Annotated in this window: 22 protein-coding genes; 12 read left to right on the forward strand and 10 right to left on the reverse strand. The window is 60.5% G+C overall.

The genetic code is table 11. The features are described 5' to 3' along the window. Positions 1-3: 3 nt before the first annotated feature. The 3 genes from N1937_RS16710 to N1937_RS16720 all read right to left on the reverse strand — a co-directional run bounded on the left by N1937_RS16710 (position 4) and on the right by N1937_RS16720 (position 1,904). Positions 4-789 carry a ThuA domain-containing protein gene (locus tag N1937_RS16710; RefSeq protein WP_222295636.1) on the reverse strand — a complete coding sequence of 262 codons (786 nt, stop codon included), beginning with the start codon at positions 787-789 and terminating at the stop codon, positions 4-6. A 191-nt stretch (positions 790-980) separates the two neighbouring features. Further along, entirely contained in the window at positions 981-1,322 is a 342-nt protein-coding gene (locus tag N1937_RS16715; RefSeq protein WP_222295635.1) for an SMR family transporter, read from the reverse strand. 18 nt (positions 1,323-1,340) lie between these two features. Next, complete coding sequence (locus tag N1937_RS16720; RefSeq protein WP_017965777.1) at positions 1,341-1,904, reverse strand: TetR/AcrR family transcriptional regulator; 564 nt, start codon at positions 1,902-1,904, stop codon at positions 1,341-1,343. Positions 1,905-2,072: 168 nt separating this feature from the next. Here N1937_RS16720 and N1937_RS16725 point away from each other — a divergent pair, with 168 nt between their 5' ends. Together N1937_RS16725 and N1937_RS16730 are read left to right on the forward strand one after the other, a co-directional pair. Continuing rightward, positions 2,073-2,462 (forward strand): group II truncated hemoglobin, encoded by a 390-nt coding sequence (locus N1937_RS16725; protein ID WP_170257319.1) that lies wholly within the window; start codon positions 2,073-2,075, stop codon positions 2,460-2,462. 3 nt (positions 2,463-2,465) lie between these two features. Next, positions 2,466-2,837: a DUF423 domain-containing protein gene (locus tag N1937_RS16730; RefSeq protein ID WP_222295634.1), complete on the forward strand. Its 372-nt coding sequence runs from the start codon at positions 2,466-2,468 to the stop codon at positions 2,835-2,837. Between the two features lie 399 nt (positions 2,838-3,236). On the opposite strand, the gene N1937_RS16735 is transcribed toward N1937_RS16730, so the two are convergent. The 5 genes from N1937_RS16735 to N1937_RS16755 form a co-directional block, all read right to left on the reverse strand. Further along, the gene (locus N1937_RS16735; protein WP_020051304.1) at positions 3,237-3,551 is read right to left on the reverse strand and encodes an antibiotic biosynthesis monooxygenase family protein; all 315 of its coding nucleotides are present in this window, start codon (positions 3,549-3,551) and stop codon (positions 3,237-3,239) included. A gap of 112 nt (positions 3,552-3,663) precedes the next feature. Beyond that, on the reverse strand, positions 3,664-3,936 hold the full coding sequence (locus N1937_RS16740) for a hypothetical protein (protein WP_222295633.1): 273 nt from the start codon (positions 3,934-3,936) through the stop codon (positions 3,664-3,666). Then, positions 3,933-4,340, reverse strand: coding sequence for a DUF2325 domain-containing protein (locus N1937_RS16745; RefSeq protein ID WP_018481661.1), 408 nt, complete (start codon positions 4,338-4,340; stop codon positions 3,933-3,935). The genes N1937_RS16740 and N1937_RS16745 overlap by 4 nt, the downstream gene beginning before the upstream one ends. 109 nt (positions 4,341-4,449) lie before the next feature. Then, positions 4,450-5,769, reverse strand: coding sequence for an energy transducer TonB family protein (locus N1937_RS16750; protein WP_260056583.1), 1,320 nt, complete (start codon positions 5,767-5,769; stop codon positions 4,450-4,452). Between the two features lie 158 nt (positions 5,770-5,927). Further along, positions 5,928-6,350 carry a hypothetical protein gene (locus N1937_RS16755; protein WP_222295631.1) on the reverse strand — a complete coding sequence of 141 codons (423 nt, stop codon included), beginning with the start codon at positions 6,348-6,350 and terminating at the stop codon, positions 5,928-5,930. A 175-nt stretch (positions 6,351-6,525) separates the two neighbouring features. On the opposite strand from N1937_RS16755, the gene hemP reads away from it, so the two are divergent. The 7 genes from hemP (at position 6,526) to N1937_RS16790 (ending at position 11,583) form a co-directional block, all read left to right on the forward strand. Beyond that, positions 6,526-6,708, forward strand: coding sequence for a hemin uptake protein HemP (gene hemP, locus N1937_RS16760; RefSeq protein WP_170257320.1), 183 nt, complete (start codon positions 6,526-6,528; stop codon positions 6,706-6,708). Positions 6,709-6,716: 8 nt separating this feature from the next. Continuing rightward, positions 6,717-7,766, forward strand: a complete 1,050-nt coding sequence (locus N1937_RS16765; protein WP_260056584.1) for a hemin-degrading factor — start codon at positions 6,717-6,719, stop codon at positions 7,764-7,766. An 11-nt stretch (positions 7,767-7,777) separates the two neighbouring features. After that, a complete protein-coding gene (locus tag N1937_RS16770) occupies positions 7,778-8,707 on the forward strand; it encodes a heme/hemin ABC transporter substrate-binding protein (protein ID WP_222295629.1) in 930 nt (309 codons plus the stop codon). Between the two features lie 2 nt (positions 8,708-8,709). Continuing rightward, positions 8,710-9,822 (forward strand): FecCD family ABC transporter permease, encoded by a 1,113-nt coding sequence (locus N1937_RS16775; protein ID WP_260056585.1) that lies wholly within the window; start codon positions 8,710-8,712, stop codon positions 9,820-9,822. 63 nt (positions 9,823-9,885) lie between these two features. Next, complete coding sequence (locus tag N1937_RS16780; RefSeq protein WP_170257321.1) at positions 9,886-10,680, forward strand: heme ABC transporter ATP-binding protein; 795 nt, start codon at positions 9,886-9,888, stop codon at positions 10,678-10,680. Positions 10,681-10,827: 147 nt separating this feature from the next. Beyond that, entirely contained in the window at positions 10,828-11,172 is a 345-nt protein-coding gene (locus N1937_RS16785; RefSeq protein WP_017965788.1) for a DUF883 family protein, read from the forward strand. Positions 11,173-11,181: 9 nt separating this feature from the next. Next, complete coding sequence (locus N1937_RS16790; RefSeq protein WP_017965789.1) at positions 11,182-11,583, forward strand: hypothetical protein; 402 nt, start codon at positions 11,182-11,184, stop codon at positions 11,581-11,583. Positions 11,584-11,836: 253 nt separating this feature from the next. Here the strand turns inward: N1937_RS16790 and N1937_RS16795 are convergent, their stop codons facing one another. Together N1937_RS16795 and N1937_RS16800 are read right to left on the reverse strand one after the other, a co-directional pair. Next, positions 11,837-12,394, reverse strand: a complete 558-nt coding sequence (locus tag N1937_RS16795) for an RNA polymerase sigma factor (protein WP_003542247.1) — start codon at positions 12,392-12,394, stop codon at positions 11,837-11,839. An 11-nt stretch (positions 12,395-12,405) separates the two neighbouring features. After that, positions 12,406-12,612, reverse strand: a complete 207-nt coding sequence (locus tag N1937_RS16800; protein ID WP_017965790.1) for a NepR family anti-sigma factor — start codon at positions 12,610-12,612, stop codon at positions 12,406-12,408. A 366-nt stretch (positions 12,613-12,978) separates the two neighbouring features. On the opposite strand from N1937_RS16800, the gene N1937_RS16805 reads away from it, so the two are divergent. The 3 genes from N1937_RS16805 (at position 12,979) to N1937_RS16815 (ending at position 16,731) form a co-directional block, all read left to right on the forward strand. Beyond that, entirely contained in the window at positions 12,979-13,773 is a 795-nt protein-coding gene (locus tag N1937_RS16805) for a response regulator (RefSeq protein WP_017965791.1), read from the forward strand. 192 nt (positions 13,774-13,965) lie between these two features. Further along, complete coding sequence (locus N1937_RS16810) at positions 13,966-14,961, forward strand: sensor histidine kinase (RefSeq protein WP_017965792.1); 996 nt, start codon at positions 13,966-13,968, stop codon at positions 14,959-14,961. Between the two features lie 408 nt (positions 14,962-15,369). Then, on the forward strand, positions 15,370-16,731 hold the full coding sequence (locus N1937_RS16815) for an NAD(P)-dependent oxidoreductase (RefSeq protein ID WP_222295627.1): 1,362 nt from the start codon (positions 15,370-15,372) through the stop codon (positions 16,729-16,731). Position 16,732 lies beyond the last annotated feature (1 nt).

The raw sequence follows: 16,732 nt of genomic DNA on the forward strand, positions 1-16,732 counted from the left end.
TCCTCAGCGGTAACCGGCTTCGCCGGCCTGGTGCAGTCTCGGGCCGCGTTCGACGATCGGCTCCAGCGCTTTTTCTACCGGCACATTTGGAGCGTCGGTGATACCAGTCAACGCCCCCTCAGGGCTATAGGCCCACTTCACGCCGTTGATCAGCACCTTCTGCACATTGACGTCGTGATAGGTCGGATAGGTCTCGTGGCCTGGGCGGAAATAGAAGACGTTGCCGGCGCCACGACGCCAGGTCAGGCCCGAGCGGAACACTTCCCCGCCCTGGAACCAGGAGATGAACACCGTTTCAAGCGGTTCCGGCACCGAGAACTGCTCGCCGTACATTTCCTCGTTCTCGAGTTCGAAATGCTCGCCGATGCCGGCGGCGATCGGATGGCGCTGGTTGATCGTCCACAGACGCTCGCGTTCACCCGCCTCGCGCCATTTCAGCGCGCAGGGCGTGCCCATCAGCCGCTTGAAGATCTTGGAGAAATGGCCGGAATGCAGCACCAGCAAGCCCATGCCTTCCCAGACACGCTTGGCGACACGCTCAACGACGACGTCGGAGACCGCGCCGTGATCCTTGTGGCCCCACCAGGTCAAGACGTCGGTCTCAGCAAGGCGGGCTTCGCTGAGACCGTGCTCCGGCTCCTGCAGCGTCGCTGTCGTCGCCGAGATACTGGGATCGGTGTTCAGCGCGTTGGCGATCGTCGTGTGCATGCCCTCGGGATAGATACTCCGGACGACCGCATTGGTATTCTCGTGGATATTCTCTCCCCAGACGACGGTGCGAATGGCCATGATGTGCTCCTGTAGAACCTGGAAGTATCGATAGGCGGGAAGTCAGGATTCAAAGCGCTTTGGAAAACGGCGCCGACTGCGCCTCGTCTCCTCCACGTCCAAGGAACACATAGACCTTTGTCAGTATTTTGACAAAGGGGAAAATTTACCGACTGAAGACGGAAAAACCGGCTGGCAATATAGCAGCAATATCAATGCGAAACCGCTTTAGAAAATAGATTGACGACTAAAACGCCAGATATGATCAACCCGAGCCCGACAATTGCTGGCAAATCGAGACGCTGCTTGAAGAAGACCAGACCCACCGAGGAAATCAGCACGATTCCCAAAGCGCTCCAAATCGCATAGGCGATACCGACGGGGATGCTCTTCAGGGTCAACGATAGGCAATAGAAGGCAGCCGCATAACAGGCGAGGACGATTGCCGTCGGCCCGATGCGGGTGAACTGCTGCGACAGTTGCAGCGCGGTCGTGCCGATGACTTCGAGCACGATGGCTGCAAACAGCAGCCCGTAAACGGCGGCCTGGCTCATGGCGAATTCCTTTTCGAATTACTTGCCGGTCAGTTCGACAAGGCGATCGATGAGATCCCGCCTCAGAACGCCGCTGATATCATGGCTTTCCAATGTATCTGCGAACCAAAGTCCGTCGGCGGCGAAACGCACGACTTGTGCGTCGAGGGAGGAGTCGGTGCCGATATATTCCTCCGCCCGCGCCTGCACCCATTGGCGCCACCGAAGACGCAGCCGGGGTTCGGCAAGAAGCGCGATCGTCACCTGCGTCCAACTCCGGGAATCGTCGGGACGATCCTTGAGACCGGATACCGCCCTGAGATAGGCGCGGGTGAAGCGGCCCTGCGGCAGCGGATCGCCGCGCATCAATTCCTCTATATCGGCGTCAAACTTTTCGAGCAGGCTTTCAAACAGGGCATCGAGCAGCGCGTTCTTCGTCGGGAAGTGATGCAGCAGCCCGCCCTTGCTGACGCTGGACGCGGCGGAAACCGCATCGAGCGTGACGGCGGCCATGCCTTCGCTGGCAGCAAGGCGCGCGGCGACATCCAGCAACTGCTGGCGCACGAGGGCGGGCTGCTTCTTGCGATGATGAGCGTTCGACATGCAAATTAAAAGATACCGTCCGGACGGTTTTGTCAAACAGAATCGACGGCTACCCCTGCTGCTTCGGCATTATGTGCGAAATGCCGCGGCGCCTTGATGACAGTTGCGATCATTTTCCGCCCGGTGCATGAAGAGGCCGGGGTTGGTCCAGGCAGTGGGGATGGTTTCGTGACGGAGAAGGTCACCACCTTATATCAGGCGATCGGCGGCGATCCGGTCGTGCGGGCGCTGACGCACCGCTTCTACGAGCTGATGGACACGCTGCCGGAGGCGAGCAACGTGCGCGCCGTGCATCCGCCGAGCCTTACGGGCAGTGAAGTGAAATTCTACGAATATATGAGCGGTTATCTCGGCGGCCCGCCGCTCTATACCGACAAGCGCGGCCATCCGCGTCTGCGCAGCCGCCATTTCGTCGCCGAGATCGGCCCTGTCGAGCGTGACGAATGGCTGCTCTGCTTTCGCCGCGCCCTGGACGAGACGATATCGAGCCAGGCGTTGCGCGATCTTATCTGGGCGCCGGTGGAACGGCTCGCCTATCACATGCAGAACAAGGAATAGCCGATGCGCCTCAATGACCGTTTCGTGCCGCTGTTTTACTTGTTGTCGGGCCTGTTCGGCTTTGCCGGCGTGGCGCTTGCGGCAGCGGCTGCGCATGGCGGTGGCGATGCCCACCTGCTCGCCTCGGCCTCGGCAATGTGCCTGGCGCATGCGCCTGCCTTGCTGGCATTGGCGCTCGCCGCCGACAGAATCAATACCGCCTGGCTGGCCGGTTTGCTGATTGGCATCGGCACGCTGCTCTTTTCAGGCGAGCTCGTTTCGCTGCGTTTTGCCGGTTCCGGCCTATTCCCGATGGCCGCCCCGACCGGCGGTTTCGCCATGATGTTCGGCTGGCTGGCCGTTGCCGCCGGAGCGGTTTTTCGCGTCCGGGCCTAGGATTGTCGGTTCGGCATAGCGCTCTGCCGATATTGCTCAGGGGCTTAATGAAGGTTCACAGAGTAGATATACCATCGTAGATACCATCCCGAGGAATGGCTGGGGCCCGCGGCTTGCTCCCTCTTCTCCCCTCGGGGAGAAGGTGGCCCGAAGGGTCGGATGCAAGGGGGCCGCACGGCACGCCATCCATTATTGCCCTTCGCTTACTCTCAGTGCATTCGCGGCTTAGCCGCTCACCCCCTCATCGCCTCGCTATCGCTCCGGCACTTCTCCCCGTTGGGGAGAAGAGACCTGTGGCAGCGCCTCAGGCTCCTTTCTCCGCCGGAGTTGAGAGAGAGAGAGAGAGAGCAAAAAATCAAGATTTTAGCGAAGAGCCAAGTCGCTCTTAATCAACCGCAATTATATCCCGTCGACCACGTTGAAGCCTTCGAAAACAGGCGGTCCCTTGTAGATCGCCTTGTGATCGCCGGCATTGCGGTGCGCTGCGCGAAAACTCTCGGACTTCGTCCAGTTCTGAAAATCCGCTTCGCTTTTCCAGACCGTGTGCGAGGAATAGAGCGTATAGCCTTCCTCTTCGTTGACCTTACCGCGCAGCAGGCGGAATTCGACGAAACCGGGCACCTCGGGCAGGCTGGAATCACGATTGCGCCAGACCGTCTCGAAATCGCCTTCGCTCCCGGTTGCAACCTTGAAGCGGTTCATTGCGATATACATGAAATCTCCTAAAGCATGTCGCGCAAAAGTGTGTAGCGGTTTTGCGACAAGGACATGCGTAAAAACAAAGACCTAAAGCGCGATAAGCAAATCTGAAGGATTGCGACGCGCTTTAGACCTTCCTTTTGCCCGCGCTTGCCACACGCGAGGGAAAGGCGAGAACATTATCACCGCTTGCCGCGGCCGGGCCAAGCGGTCTTGTTGCCGCCTCTCCGGGCATGCGCGCTTCCCAGGTCGGGAACAGCGTCACATTCTGGTAGATCTGCTGGCGTTCGGCATGCTGCTGGAAAAGTTCGTAGAGTTCGGGCACGAGGCCCTCGCCTGTCTGCGCGGCAAGCTTGTGCAGGCCGATCATGGTGAAGCCGTCTGGGCGCTGGTCGTTCATCGGGAATTATCTCGTTCGTTCATCGTATGCAACGCACGCTCCAGGCTGGACTTGCTGCCGTTTCGAAGTGGGATGAAGGCCTTGCCGAACTTCTTGCAGCCGGTCTTCACGCGCAGGCAGGCATCGTGGCTGATACAGTCGATCGGGCAGAACACGCAGTCGACCGAGGGAAGGACGGTATCGATGCGGGAAACCGCTTCACGCAGCCCGCCGTCGTGATGAATGAGCTCGGCACCGAAATTGCTGCAGATCTGGCGAAGATGCGCCACCTGGCAGTCGCGGCCGCCGACATAGAGGAAACTGCGGCCATCCAGTTTGGATCGCCCGGAGGACGCCTGACCGGCGTCTTCGCCCGCGCTGTCGCGAACCTCCCGGTTCGAACCCTTCTTGCCCTTGCGAGCCATATGCCACCCGTTCGCTCGTTGATCGTCACACGATTTCTTGCGTGTGCGAGCGGACCTTATTAAACTTGATTTTTAGAGTAAAGTATAAAGTTGATGATTTTTATCATATTTATTGGACCGTGATTGGCAAGGAGGTAAAGCTCCTTCCACCTCCACCGGGCGTAGCCCCAAACGGTGCTGCGCGGCGGACAGCATCGATGGCGAGTTGATCGATTTCGGGAACACCAGATCCACTTACCACGCGAACCGACGTCAGGCCGCCACTGCCATTCACCGAAAAAGTGACGACCACAGTGCCCTCGACACCACGAGGTGTTCTGATCGCACGGCGAATACGGCTGCGGACCTTGCCGTCGTAATTGGCTTTGGCCGCGGTTCCGACCCCATCATTGTTGCCAGCGGCACGCGAATTGCGATCCGATTGAGCCGACGGATCACCCTCGGCCATACCCTGCTTCGCGTCCTGCTGCGCCTCCCCCCGCGAACCGGCGACCTTTTTCGGCGGGCGCTTCTTCTCGACCGGTTTCGGCTTTTCCTGCGTCACCACCTTTGGTTTCGGCATTGACGTCACGATCTCTTGCGGCACCTCCGGTTCTGGCTGAACCTCCACTGTTTCAACCGGCTTTACCTTCCGAGGCATCTCTGCCGTGATAGGCTGCACTTCGGATGGTTGAACTTCCGGAGGAACCTCATCGGCTGGCTTCTGCTCTTCCGGGGTGACGGTCGACATCGGCTGCGCGACTGCCGTTTCAGCCGGCACCTCGGAAACCAGAATCTCTGGCTCCACTGCGGTCACGGGTTCCGGCGATACGCGCGTCACCTCCTGAGCCGGAGCCGGCCGAACCGGATCCTGCGTCTCTACAGGCGACACCTCGGACGGCTGCAAGGTTTCGGGTTGAGGTTCGGCCATTTCCGTAGGCTGGATCGTGTCAGGCTGAACAGCTTCTGGAATAATTTCTTCCTGCACTGTCACTTCGGTCTCGCCGGCGGCAGCCTGATCAACGTCCGAATTGCCATACATGAAGACGCTCACCGCATCGCCTGCTTCCTCGATCGCCTCCTCCTGCGCGTTGGGGAAGGCAATGATCAATACAGCGGCCAGCGTCGCGTGGAAAATCAGCGAACCAACGCAGGCAAGCGCCACCCGTCGCCGTACCGGCTTCTTCTCGTCCTCCTGCTTTTCCACCGCCGCATCCATCGGCGGCGCAGGAACGGAGGCTATCGGCTCGGCTTCCGGATGATCGGGAAAGGAGGGTATCTGCGCGAAACGCGCATAGTGGACCACGGCCTCGCCGGCCGGCTGCCGCTGCACGTTGCGCAGGTCGGAAAGCTCATGGCCGGGATGCATGTTATTGTCGTTCAGACCGCCGTCAGCGTCCGGCTCCCCGATGAGCACCTGTCTCGATCTGGTCTTCGCTGAAATTGCCATTTGTATGCCTCGGACAGCCTGAAACATGTCCGCCGGGGTTCATCCCCGGCGTATTCTCAAAGCAATTCCAGGAAAAGTGTGAAGCGGTTTTCCGTCCGGAATTGCGTAAAAACAAACGGATAGAGCGGTTCAGCGTTTCCGTGAAAAGCTGAACCGCTCTAGCCCTCGAAGGGAACGGAAATCTGTGAATGGGTGACGAGACCCTTCATGCATTCACCCCCCGCCGGGCCATCGCAGACCGGCGTGTCGTTGATGATGATACGCGTGACCGTCTCGCACTTCACATTCGGCATATCGAACTGGCGCACGCGCTTCTTGCCCTGCGGCAGATCGCGGAAGTCGAGCACGGTGATGCGGTCGACGGCATTCTTGTCGTTGAAGAAGGCGAGCTCGAAGGAGATCTTGTTGATCGGCGCCTGAAGATTGTTCTCGGCGACGAAGGTCATCATGCAGCCCTTTTGCGACGGCGCCAAAGCGCTGAGTTCGACATCGAGCTTGGCGGTTGCCGCATCCTGCGCCTGACATACGCTTGAAACCGCCATCATCATGCCGGCCGCAACAGCCACAAACCTAACCGTCATCATCTTCTCCGCCATTGTCGCGAACCGCCGCCAGGCGGCTTCATATCAGCAATCTCAAAAACTTGACTTATTAGTCTCCTATTGCATCTTTAAAAAAGCATGAGTAAGAAAGTCAAGATAATTGTCATCACGACCGGGGATCCCGATCACCGGCCTCACGGAATTGCCAACCGAAATGATGGTTGAAAAGCCAGATAACTTTAAGCATGTGCCGCTGCAGAGCGAACCTGCGGCGCAGCACCGGATCGTCGAAAGCGCGGATCTTTTCCGCGGCACCAACGAGATCATGATTCAACACGACGGCCTGGTCTACCGCCTGAAGATCACCCGTCAAGGCAAGCTCATTCTCAATAAGTAGGGTAGGACATGACCGAACAGACAAGGCCGGCGCCAGCCGAAATCCGCGCGTTTCGCGCTGACAATCCGAAGATGCGCGAGCGCGATATCGCCGCCCAGCTGAAGATTTCCGAGGCAGCCCTCGTCGCCGCCGAAACCGGCATCAGCGTGACCCGCATCGATGGCAGCGCGCTGAAGCTTCTCGAGCGCGTGGCCGGGCTCGGTGAAGTGATGGCGCTGTCGCGCAACGAAAGTGCCGTGCACGAGAAGATCGGCGTCTTCGAAAACATCAAGAGCGGCGCGCAGGCCGCGATCGTTCTCGGCGAGAACATCGACCTGCGCATCTTCCCGAGCCGCTGGGAGCATGGTTTCGCCGTATCCAAGAAGGATGGCGATCAGGAGCGCCTCAGCCTGCAATATTTCGACAAGGCCGGCAACGCCGTGCACAAGGTGCACCTGCGCGCGAGCTCGAATGTCGAGGCCTATCACGCGATCGTCGCCGAGTTGAAGTTGCAAGATCAGTCGCAGGAATTTGTCGAGGCTGAAACCTCGAACGCCGCAGATGAGACCGCCGACATCAGCCGTGACGAACTGCGCGACAACTGGAGCAAGCTCACCGATACGCATCAGTTCTTCGGCATGCTGAAGCGCCTGAAGATCGGCCGCCAGGCGGCCGTGCGCACTGTCGGCGACGACTATGCCTGGAAGCTCGACATCAGCGCCACGGCAGAGATGATGCATGCCTCTGTGAAATCTGGCCTGCCGATCATGTGCTTCGTCGCCAATGACGGCATCGTCCAGATCCATTCCGGCCCGATCTTCAACGTGCAGGCCATGGGTCCGCGGATCAATATCATGGACCCGAGCTTCCACCTGCATCTGCGCCAGGATCATATCGCCGAGACCTGGGCCGTGCGCAAGCCGACCACGGACGGCCACGTCACCTCGCTGGAGGCCTACAACGCCGAAGGCGAGATGATCATCCAGTTCTTCGGCAAGCGGCAGGAAGGTTCCGACGAACGCGCCGCATGGCGCGAGATCATGGAAAACCTGCCGCGGGCAGCAAGCGTGGCAGCATAAGGATCGCAACGATGACGATGCGTAACAATCTGCGCCGGATCCGTGCTTGGGAACTGGCCCTGACGGCGGCCGTAATGGCGCTGCCGCTGATCCCGATGGCGCCGACGGTCGAAGGCTTCGCCTTCATCCGCGCCGCCCATGCTGACGAAAAGAAGCTCGACACGTCGCGCCTGGTTTCGGTCGGCGGCGACATTACCGAGATCGTCTATGCGCTCGGAGAGGAAAGCCGGCTGATCGCCCGTGACACGACGAGCATGTATCCGGAGGCGGCGCTGAAGCTGCCCAACGTCGGCTACATGCGCGCGCTCTCGCCGGAAGGCATCCTCGCCATGAACCCGACGGCGATCATTGCCGTCGAAGGTTCAGGCCCGCAGGAGGCGCTGACCGTGCTGAAGAATGCCAGCGTGCCCTTCGAGACCGTGCCGAGCGCCTTTACCCGCGACGGCATCATCGCCAAGATCGACCGTGTCGGCACGCTGCTTGGCGTGCCCGACAAGGCCAAGGCGCTAGAAGAAAAGGTCGCAGCCGATCTCGACGCGATGATCGCCGACGCCGAGAAACGCCCGAAGGCCGAGCGCAAGCGCGTTCTCTTCATCCTCAGCGCCCAGAACGGCCGGATCATGGCATCAGGCACCGGCACGGCCGCCGATGGCATCGTCAAGCTCGCCGGCGCCATCAACGCCGTTGGCGCATTCCCGGGTTACAAGCCGCTGACGGACGAGGCGCTTATCGAAGCCAAGCCCGACATCATCCTGATGATGAACCGCGGCGATGGCGCCGGCACCAAGAGCGAAGACCTGCTGGCTCAGCCGGCGATCGCGCTGACGCCGGCAGGCGAGAAGAAAGCGATCATCCGAATGGATGGCGTCTACCTGCTCGGCTTCGGCCCGCGCACTGCAGCCGCCGCGCGTCAGCTCAACACGGCGATCTACGGAGGCTGATCATGGCCCTGCCGCTTGCAATGACGGAACGAAGGCGACCATTCCCTATGCCGGACATCCGCGAAATCAGGCAGGCGGGCGACAGGACGCGGCTGGCCTTGCTGGTGATCGCGCTGCTCGTCGCCGGCTCGGTCTTCTCGATGCTGTTTTCGGTGACGACAGGCGCCTCGGATGCCTCGATCCTCGACGTCATCAGCAACATGGCCGGTTCCGAGATGGCGCTCAGTACGCGTGACCGGATCATCATCTTCGATATCCGCCTGCCAAGGGCGATCCTCGGCTTCTTGATCGGCGCCTCGCTTGCCGTCTCCGGTACGGTGATGCAAGGCCTGTTCCGCAATCCGCTGGCCGATCCCGGCCTCGTCGGCGTTTCCTCCGGTGCAAGCCTCGGCGCAGTCGCGATGATCGTACTCGGCAGCGGCATCGCTGCTCCGCTCCAGGTGCTTCTCGGCATCTACGCTCTGCCGGCGGCCGCCTTTGGCGGCGGCCTCGTCACGACGCTACTGCTCTACAGGATCGCCACCCATCGTGGCCAGACCTCGGTGGCGACGATGCTGCTTGCGGGCATCGCGCTCGGCGCACTCGCCCTCGCCATCACGGGGCTGCTGATCTACATGGCCAACGACCAGCAACTGCGCGACCTGACCTTCTGGAGCATGGGTTCGCTTGCCGGCGCCACGTGGACGAAGATCGCCGCCGCCAGCCCGATCATCCTGTTGTCCTTCACTACCCTGCCCTTCATGGCCCGCGGCCTCAATGCCATCACGCTCGGCGAGGCGGCCGCCTTTCATATGGGCGTGCCGGTGCAGCGGCTGAAGAATGTCGCGATCGTCGGCGTCGCCGCGGCGACCGGCGCGTCCGTCGCCGTCAGCGGCGGCATCGGCTTCGTCGGGATCGTCGTGCCGCATATCCTGCGCATGGCGATCGGCCCCGACCATCGTTTCCTGCTGCCGGCCGCAGCTCTTCTCGGCGGCTCCCTGCTGATCTTCGCGGACGTCCTGGCGCGCACCCTGGTCGCCCCGGCCGAGCTGCCGATCGGTATCATCACCGCGGCGGTCGGCGGGCCGTTCTTCCTGTGGATCCTGCTGAGGCAGCGTTCGCGCCCTGCCCTGTGAGGGGCCCCTGTGAGTAACCCCCATGAGTGCCCCCCGTGAGTGCCCCCCGTGAGTGACATTGAGATGATCGAAATTTCCGGCGTCTCCGTGCGCCTTTCCAGCAAGACCATCATCAGCGACGTCACTTTTACGGCAAGAGCCGGCGAGCTGACGGCGATTGCCGGGCCGAACGGCTGCGGCAAGACGACGACGATGAAAGCCATCTCCGGCGAACTTGCCTATGGCGGCTCGGTGCGCATCGGCGGCGACGAGGTGAGGGCTCTGAAACCCTGGCAGCTTGCTGCCGTTCGCGGTGTCCTGCCGCAGGCAAGCACGATCTCCTTTCCGTTCACCGTGCGCGAGATCGTCCGCATGGGCCTGACTTCGGGCCTCAACCTGCATCCCGACAAGGCCGAGCAGACGGCGGCCGCAGCTCTTTCCTCCGTCGACTTGACCGGCTTCGAAGGCCGTTTCTATCAGGAGCTCTCCGGCGGCGAGCAGCAGCGTGTGCAGCTTGCCCGCGTGCTCTGCCAGATCGCCGAGCCCGTCGTCGACGGCAAGCCCTGCTGGCTGCTGCTCGACGAACCGGTCTCGAGCCTCGACATCAGCCACCAGCTGATCATCATGACGCTTGCTCGCAATTTCTGCAAACGTGGCGGCGGCGTCATCGCCGTCATGCACGATCTCAACCTGACGGCGCTCTTTGCCGACCGCATCGTGCTGATGAAATCCGGCCGGCTCGCCGCCGCTGGCAGCATCGGCGAAGTGCTGACGAACGAAACGATGCTCTCGGTGTTCGGCTGCGCGCTGCGGATCAACCAGGCACCATCAGACGGCACGCCCTTCGTGCTCGCCCACAGCGCCGTTTCGCGCTCCTGAGCACCGCGCGAGCGGAACTTTTGATCGCCCGGCACGTTTCCGGCATGATCTGGGTCAATGCCGAGCGATATCATTCATGCAACGGACGGTGGTGACCCTCGTGCGAAACAGGCGGGCTTGTGCGCGCCCCAGCCAATGGAGACAGCCATGAGCTATTCTATCTTCCAGTCCGGCCGCAGCCGCCGCAACGGCACCTTCCACAATCTGGAATCCGGCATCGAGGAACAGATCGAAGCGTTGCGCGACGAACTCGCAGAACTGACGCGCCTCGTTGGCAAGAGCTCGCGCCACCAGGGTGAGAAAATCCGTAGTCAGGCCGGCGCCGGCTATGAGGAACTGCTCGGCCGCAGCGAGGATCTGCTGCGCGAATTGCAGCACGGCTATGAGCGTGGAGCGACGGAAATGCGGGAGACGGTGCGCAAGCATCCCTTAGCAACCATCGGCGCCGCAGCCGCTTTCGGCCTTGCCATCGCCTTCCTCGCCCGGCGCTGAGGAAGCGCGATGCTCTTCTCGATCCTCGGCCTGCTGACGGGCGCAAGCGTGCACCGAACCGTTGCGCGCGCCAAGCGCAATGGCATCTTCATTGCGTTTGCCGTGCTCTTCCTCCTTACTGCCTACGCGCTGGCCGTCACTGCCGGCGCCATCTGGCTCGCCGGCATATACGGTCCGATCGGCGCTGCTCTTTTCCTGGCCGCCTGCGCGCTGCTGATCGCCATCATCGCGCTGGTGGTAATGTCGATCATCAACGCCCGGGAAGCCCGCCGCACCCGGGAACGCCGCGCGGCGCTGGAATCGCTGGCAACGGTCGGGCTCGGCCTTATCCGTGCTCAGCCGCTCCTGACCGCCGGTGTTTTGGCAGCAATCGTCGCCGCCAATCTGGTGGGATCGAAGCGCGAGGATTGATTGAGGAGACGGCAACAGGCGGCGGCCCTTCACCCTAGCCCTCTCCCGGTAAAAACGGGGAGAGGGACGTGCCATACGAGACGCGAGAGAGGGACGGAGAGGTTGCGGCATATCCCCTTCGCCCCGTTTATGGGGAGAAGGTGGCGGCAGCCGGATGAGGGGCGGATCCACAATAATATCAACGATATAGTCGACAACGCAAAAAAGCCCGCTCCCCGACGGGCGACCGGCTTTCTTCCCAAATGTAACTCTTTCAGAATGCGAAGGCCTTCGACGTCAGCGGCGCCGATGTGGCGTCGGGGCCGAAATCGGCCTCGCCTGATATCTGCAGCAACTCTTGCAGCCGCTGCCGGGCTCGGTTGACGCGGCTCTTGATGGTACCCACGGCACAGCCGCAGATTTCGGCCGCCTCCTCGTAAGAAAAACCCGAGGCGCCGACGAGGATGATCGCCTCGCGTTGATCCGGCGGCAGTTGGTCGAGCGCCTTCTTGAAGTCCTGCAGGTCGAGCGCGCCATATTGCGAGGGGTGCATCGCCATCGATTCAGTGAACAGCCCGTCGCTGTCCTGCACTTCGCGGCCGCTCTTGCGCATCTGGCTGTAGAGTTCGTTGCGCAGGATCGTAAAGAGCCAGGCCTTCATATTGGTGCCCATCTCGAAATGATCCTGTTTCGCCCAGGCTTTCATGATGGTGTCCTGGACGAGATCGTCGGCACGATCGTGCCGCCCGATGAGCGAGATCGCGAAGGCGCGAAGACTTGGGAGTGCCGCCAGCAGTTCCCGCTTGAAGCTGGGTTGCGATTTGTCTTCCATGCGGCGAGATCCTATTCGGCCATCTTGGCAGAAGCCATCATTTCAGCATGGTCGAGCTTTTCGAGAAGGTCGAGAAAACGATCGGGGATCGCCTCACCCTGTGCGGCCGCATAAAGCGACCGCAGCCTGACGCCGATCTGATTGTTCGGGTCCAGGATGTCGCTCGCCCGCAGCTCCAGCTTTCGCTGATCGGCTGCTTCTTTCTTGCGTGTAGTCATCAATTCGTCTTCTCGCCGGTTGTCTGTCCAGAGTATGATGCCGAAAAGTGTGGGCGGTTTTCGGATGACATCATGCCCTAACTTTCTAATTTAGAACAGGATTCGGATTTTAGGCCGACCCGGCCGAAAATCATCCTGTTCTAGGGGGCGTGGATGGGATCAATCACGATTTCAACCAGCGACATCGAACGTTCGATCGATATCGCTGGTATTTGCCGCTGCATGGGTCAAAACGCTACGCCCTTTCTTCGTCGGCTGGAATAATGCGGCGCGACGAAAAAAGTTCCTGTCATTCCGGAACTTTTTTATGAAGGCAGCGTTAACCGCTCATTGAAGCCAATGCCGGTCTGCATTCAGGAGCCATTAATGACACTTTCTACTCGAATTGCGCCGCACCTTCCTTATCTGCGCCGCTATTCCCGCGCCCTTACCGGCACTCAGACTTCGGGCGACGCTTACGTCGCCGCCGTTCTCGAAGCCATCATCGCCGATCTGTCGATTTTCCCGGATACGGCGAATGACCGGGTCGCACTCTACAAACTGTTCACGCAACTGTTTGGTTCCACCGCAGTCCAGATTCCGGAGCCGACCTCGCCCTATGCCTGGGAGCAACGCGCCACGCTGAACCTTTCCAAGGTTTCGCCGCGCGCCCGTCAGGCCTTCCTGCTCGCCTCCGTGGAGAATTTCCGCGTCGCTGAAATTGCCGAAATCCTGGAAACCGAGGAGCAGGATGTCGTGCAGTTGCTCGACGTAGCGTCGCAGGAGATTTCCCGTCAGGTCGCAACCGATATCATGATCATCGAGGACGAACCGCTGATCGCCATGGATATCGAGCAGATGGTCGAGAGCCTCGGCCATCGCGTCACCGGCATTGCCCGTACGCATGCCGAGGCCGTGGCGCTCTACAATAAGACCAAGCCGAGCATGGTGCTGGCCGACATTCAGCTTGCCGACGGCAGCTCCGGTATCGACGCAGTCAACGACATCCTCAAGACGTCGAGCGTGCCGGTGATCTTCATCACCGCTTTCCCGGAACGCCTTCTGACCGGCGAGCGCCCGGAACCGACTTTCCTTGTCACCAAGCCCTTCAATCCGGACATGGTCAAGGCACTGATCAGCCAGGCTCTTTTCTTCAATGAATCGACCAGAGTGGCCGCCTGAGACGTAATTTTCCGGCTTTCGGAACCAAATCGCCAAAACAGGCGTTCCGGTGCTACCGGGACGCTCCGATGGCTTTAACGGTTTTTGCAGCGCTTTGTTCTAGAGTTGGCAGGCGCTGTATGGAAGGGCGCTCCCTTCAGCGACGGTCAAGATGTCACAAGGAAAGGCGGCCGAGTGAATACGACTGAACCATTGTCCGGCATGCCTTTTACCTTCGAAGGCAAAGCCGCAATGATGGAGCGCGCGCTCGGCAGCGCCGGGGTTTCGATCCTCTGCCAGGATGCTCGACTGTCGATCTTCTACGTCGAAAATCTGCCGCCGCATTTCGCGGCGCTCTTTATGCCCGGCGGCAGCGACGCCGCCCTTTTCGGCGAGGCCCATGGGCGATATCTGACAGCGCTGAAACACAAGGTCCTGGAAACCGGCATTCCCAACAATGCTGAAGTCGAAATCGATGTCGACGGCGAAAGGCGCACTTATGAACTGAAGATCCAGCGCACCGGCGAACGCAGCGCACATGGACTTCTATCCGTCATGACTGAAGTCACCGAAAGCCGGCATCGGGAAAAAGTTCTGAAATCGCTGCTGCGCGAGCTCTCACACCGCTCGAAGAACCTTCTGGCCATCATCCAGGGCATTGCCACGCAGACGGCGCGCAACACGCTCTCTCTCGACAGCTTCCTCCTCAAGTTCCGCGGACGGCTGCAATCGCTTTCCAATTCGCAGGACCTGATCACTGATTCGAGCTGGCGCGGCGCCTACCTCTTCGAACTCGCCGAAAAGCAATTCGCCCCCTATTGGCCGGAGACGGCCGGCTCCATGCCGATCTATGGCATCAACGCTCATCTGACACCGAATGCCGCCGTGCACCTCGGGCTCGCCCTCCACGAACTCATCGTCAATTCCGCCTCCTTCGGCGCAATATCAGGCGGCGCCGCCTCCATCACGCTGAATTGCCGCGAAGCCATGATCAACGACAGGAGGGCGATCGAAGTTGCCTGGGCGGAAGTTCTGCATGATCAGTCGGAAGTCCACGAATTCAGCGACAACAGCTTCGGCCGCACCGTGCTGGAGCGTGTCGTGCCTTCATCGGTCAATGGCAAAGCGGAGTTGAACCTCGTTCCCGGCCGCATCGAGTACCGTCTGACCATTCCGGAAACCGAATTCGAGATCTTCAAGCGGGTGTGACAAGCCCTGGAGACAGCCGAGAACGAAAAACAGCTGGTGCGAGGGCGGCGCACCAGCTGTCTTCACTCACCGGGAGGGGACCGTGAGTACGTCCGGATAGTGGGTTGGGGGCGCGCATGTTGGGTCGATGCGATCACCATCCGGATATCGCAATAACGACGACCTCAAACTTTGGTTCCCTGCCATCCGAAAAAAATTCGACTTTTTTGAATCTTTTTTCGGATGCCCTTCCCTCATCACTCGCTCAGCCGTTTCACCGATTTAGGTCGAATAAATTTTCTCAGCAAAAACAGAGGATTACTTGCGAGTCAGCAAGGGAAAATCGTCAAAATTTTACCGTTTGATAAATTTTTAAACCTGAGTTACGCTTTCCCTCACAGGCCGTTTACCAATAATGAGGGAACTTCAATGGAACGACTGGAAACCGGGATTCATCCCGGCCGGCTTTCGCCCGCCGAGTATGAGGCTAATTTTTCCGATCTTCATCCGCGCCTCGATAATCATGAGGCGCTGGTCGCCGCTGACCGCTGTTATTTCTGTTATGACGCGCCATGCATGACGGCCTGTCCCACCTCGATCGACATTCCGCTGTTCATCCGCCAGATTTCGACCGGCAATCCGATCGGCTCGGCAAAGACGATCTTCGACCAGAACATCCTCGGCGGCATGTGCGCCCGCGTCTGTCCCACCGAAGAACTCTGTGAACAGGCCTGTGTGCGCAACACGGCTGAAGAGCGGCCGGTCGAGATCGGCCGCCTGCAGCGTTATGCCACCGATGCCGCCATGCAGGCCGACAAACAATTCTATGCCAGGGCCGAGCCGACCGGAAAGACGATCGCCGTTGTCGGCGCCGGCCCGGCCGGCCTTGCCGCCGCCCATCGCCTGGCCGTGAATGGCCATTCCGTCGTCATCTATGATGCCAGGGAAAAATCCGGCGGTCTCAACGAATACGGTATCGCCACTTACAAGACCGTCGACGACTTCGCCCAGAAGGAAGCCGATTACGTCCTTTCGATCGGCGGTATCGAGGTTCGGCATGGCCAGTGTCTCGGCCGCGATTTTTCACTTTCCGATCTGCAGGCGCAATATGACGGCGTCTTCCTCGGTATCGGCCTTGCCGGCGTTAACGCGCTACGCATCGAGGGCGAAAACCTTGCAGGCGTCGACGACGCCGTCGATTTCATCGCCGCACTCCGCCAAGCCGAAGACAAGGGCGAAATCGCCATCGGCCGCCGCGTCGTCGTCCTTGGCGGCGGCATGACGGCGATCGACGCTGCCGTGCAGGCAAAGCTGCTCGGCGCCGAGGAGGTGACGATCTGTTACCGTCGCGGCAAGGAGCACATGAATGCCTCCGAATACGAGCAGGATCTGGCAAGCTCCAAGGGCGTCATCATCCGCCACTGGCTGGCGCCGAAATCGATCCTGTCGCAGGACGGCAAGGTCGCCGCGATCGAAGTGGAATATACCAAAATCCTCGATGGCCGTCTCGTCGGCACCGGCGAGACCGGTGTGATTGCCGCCGACCAGATCTTCAAGGCGATCGGCCAGAGCTTTGACGCCTCTGGTCTCGGTTCGCTGCGCATGGAATCCGGCCGCATCGCCGTCGATGGCGAAGGCCATACCTCGCTTGACGGCGTCTGGGCCGGCGGCGACTGCGTCTTCGGCGGCGACGATCTCACGGTTTCCGCCGTCGCCCACGGTCGCGATGCGGCTGAATCCATCCATCGTGCCCTCACCGCAGCAGCCGCTCCGGCTGTCGCGGTTGCCTAAA

The organism is Rhizobium sp. WSM4643 (assembly GCF_025152745.1).
Taxonomy (GTDB): Bacteria; Pseudomonadota; Alphaproteobacteria; order Rhizobiales; family Rhizobiaceae; genus Rhizobium; species Rhizobium leguminosarum_I.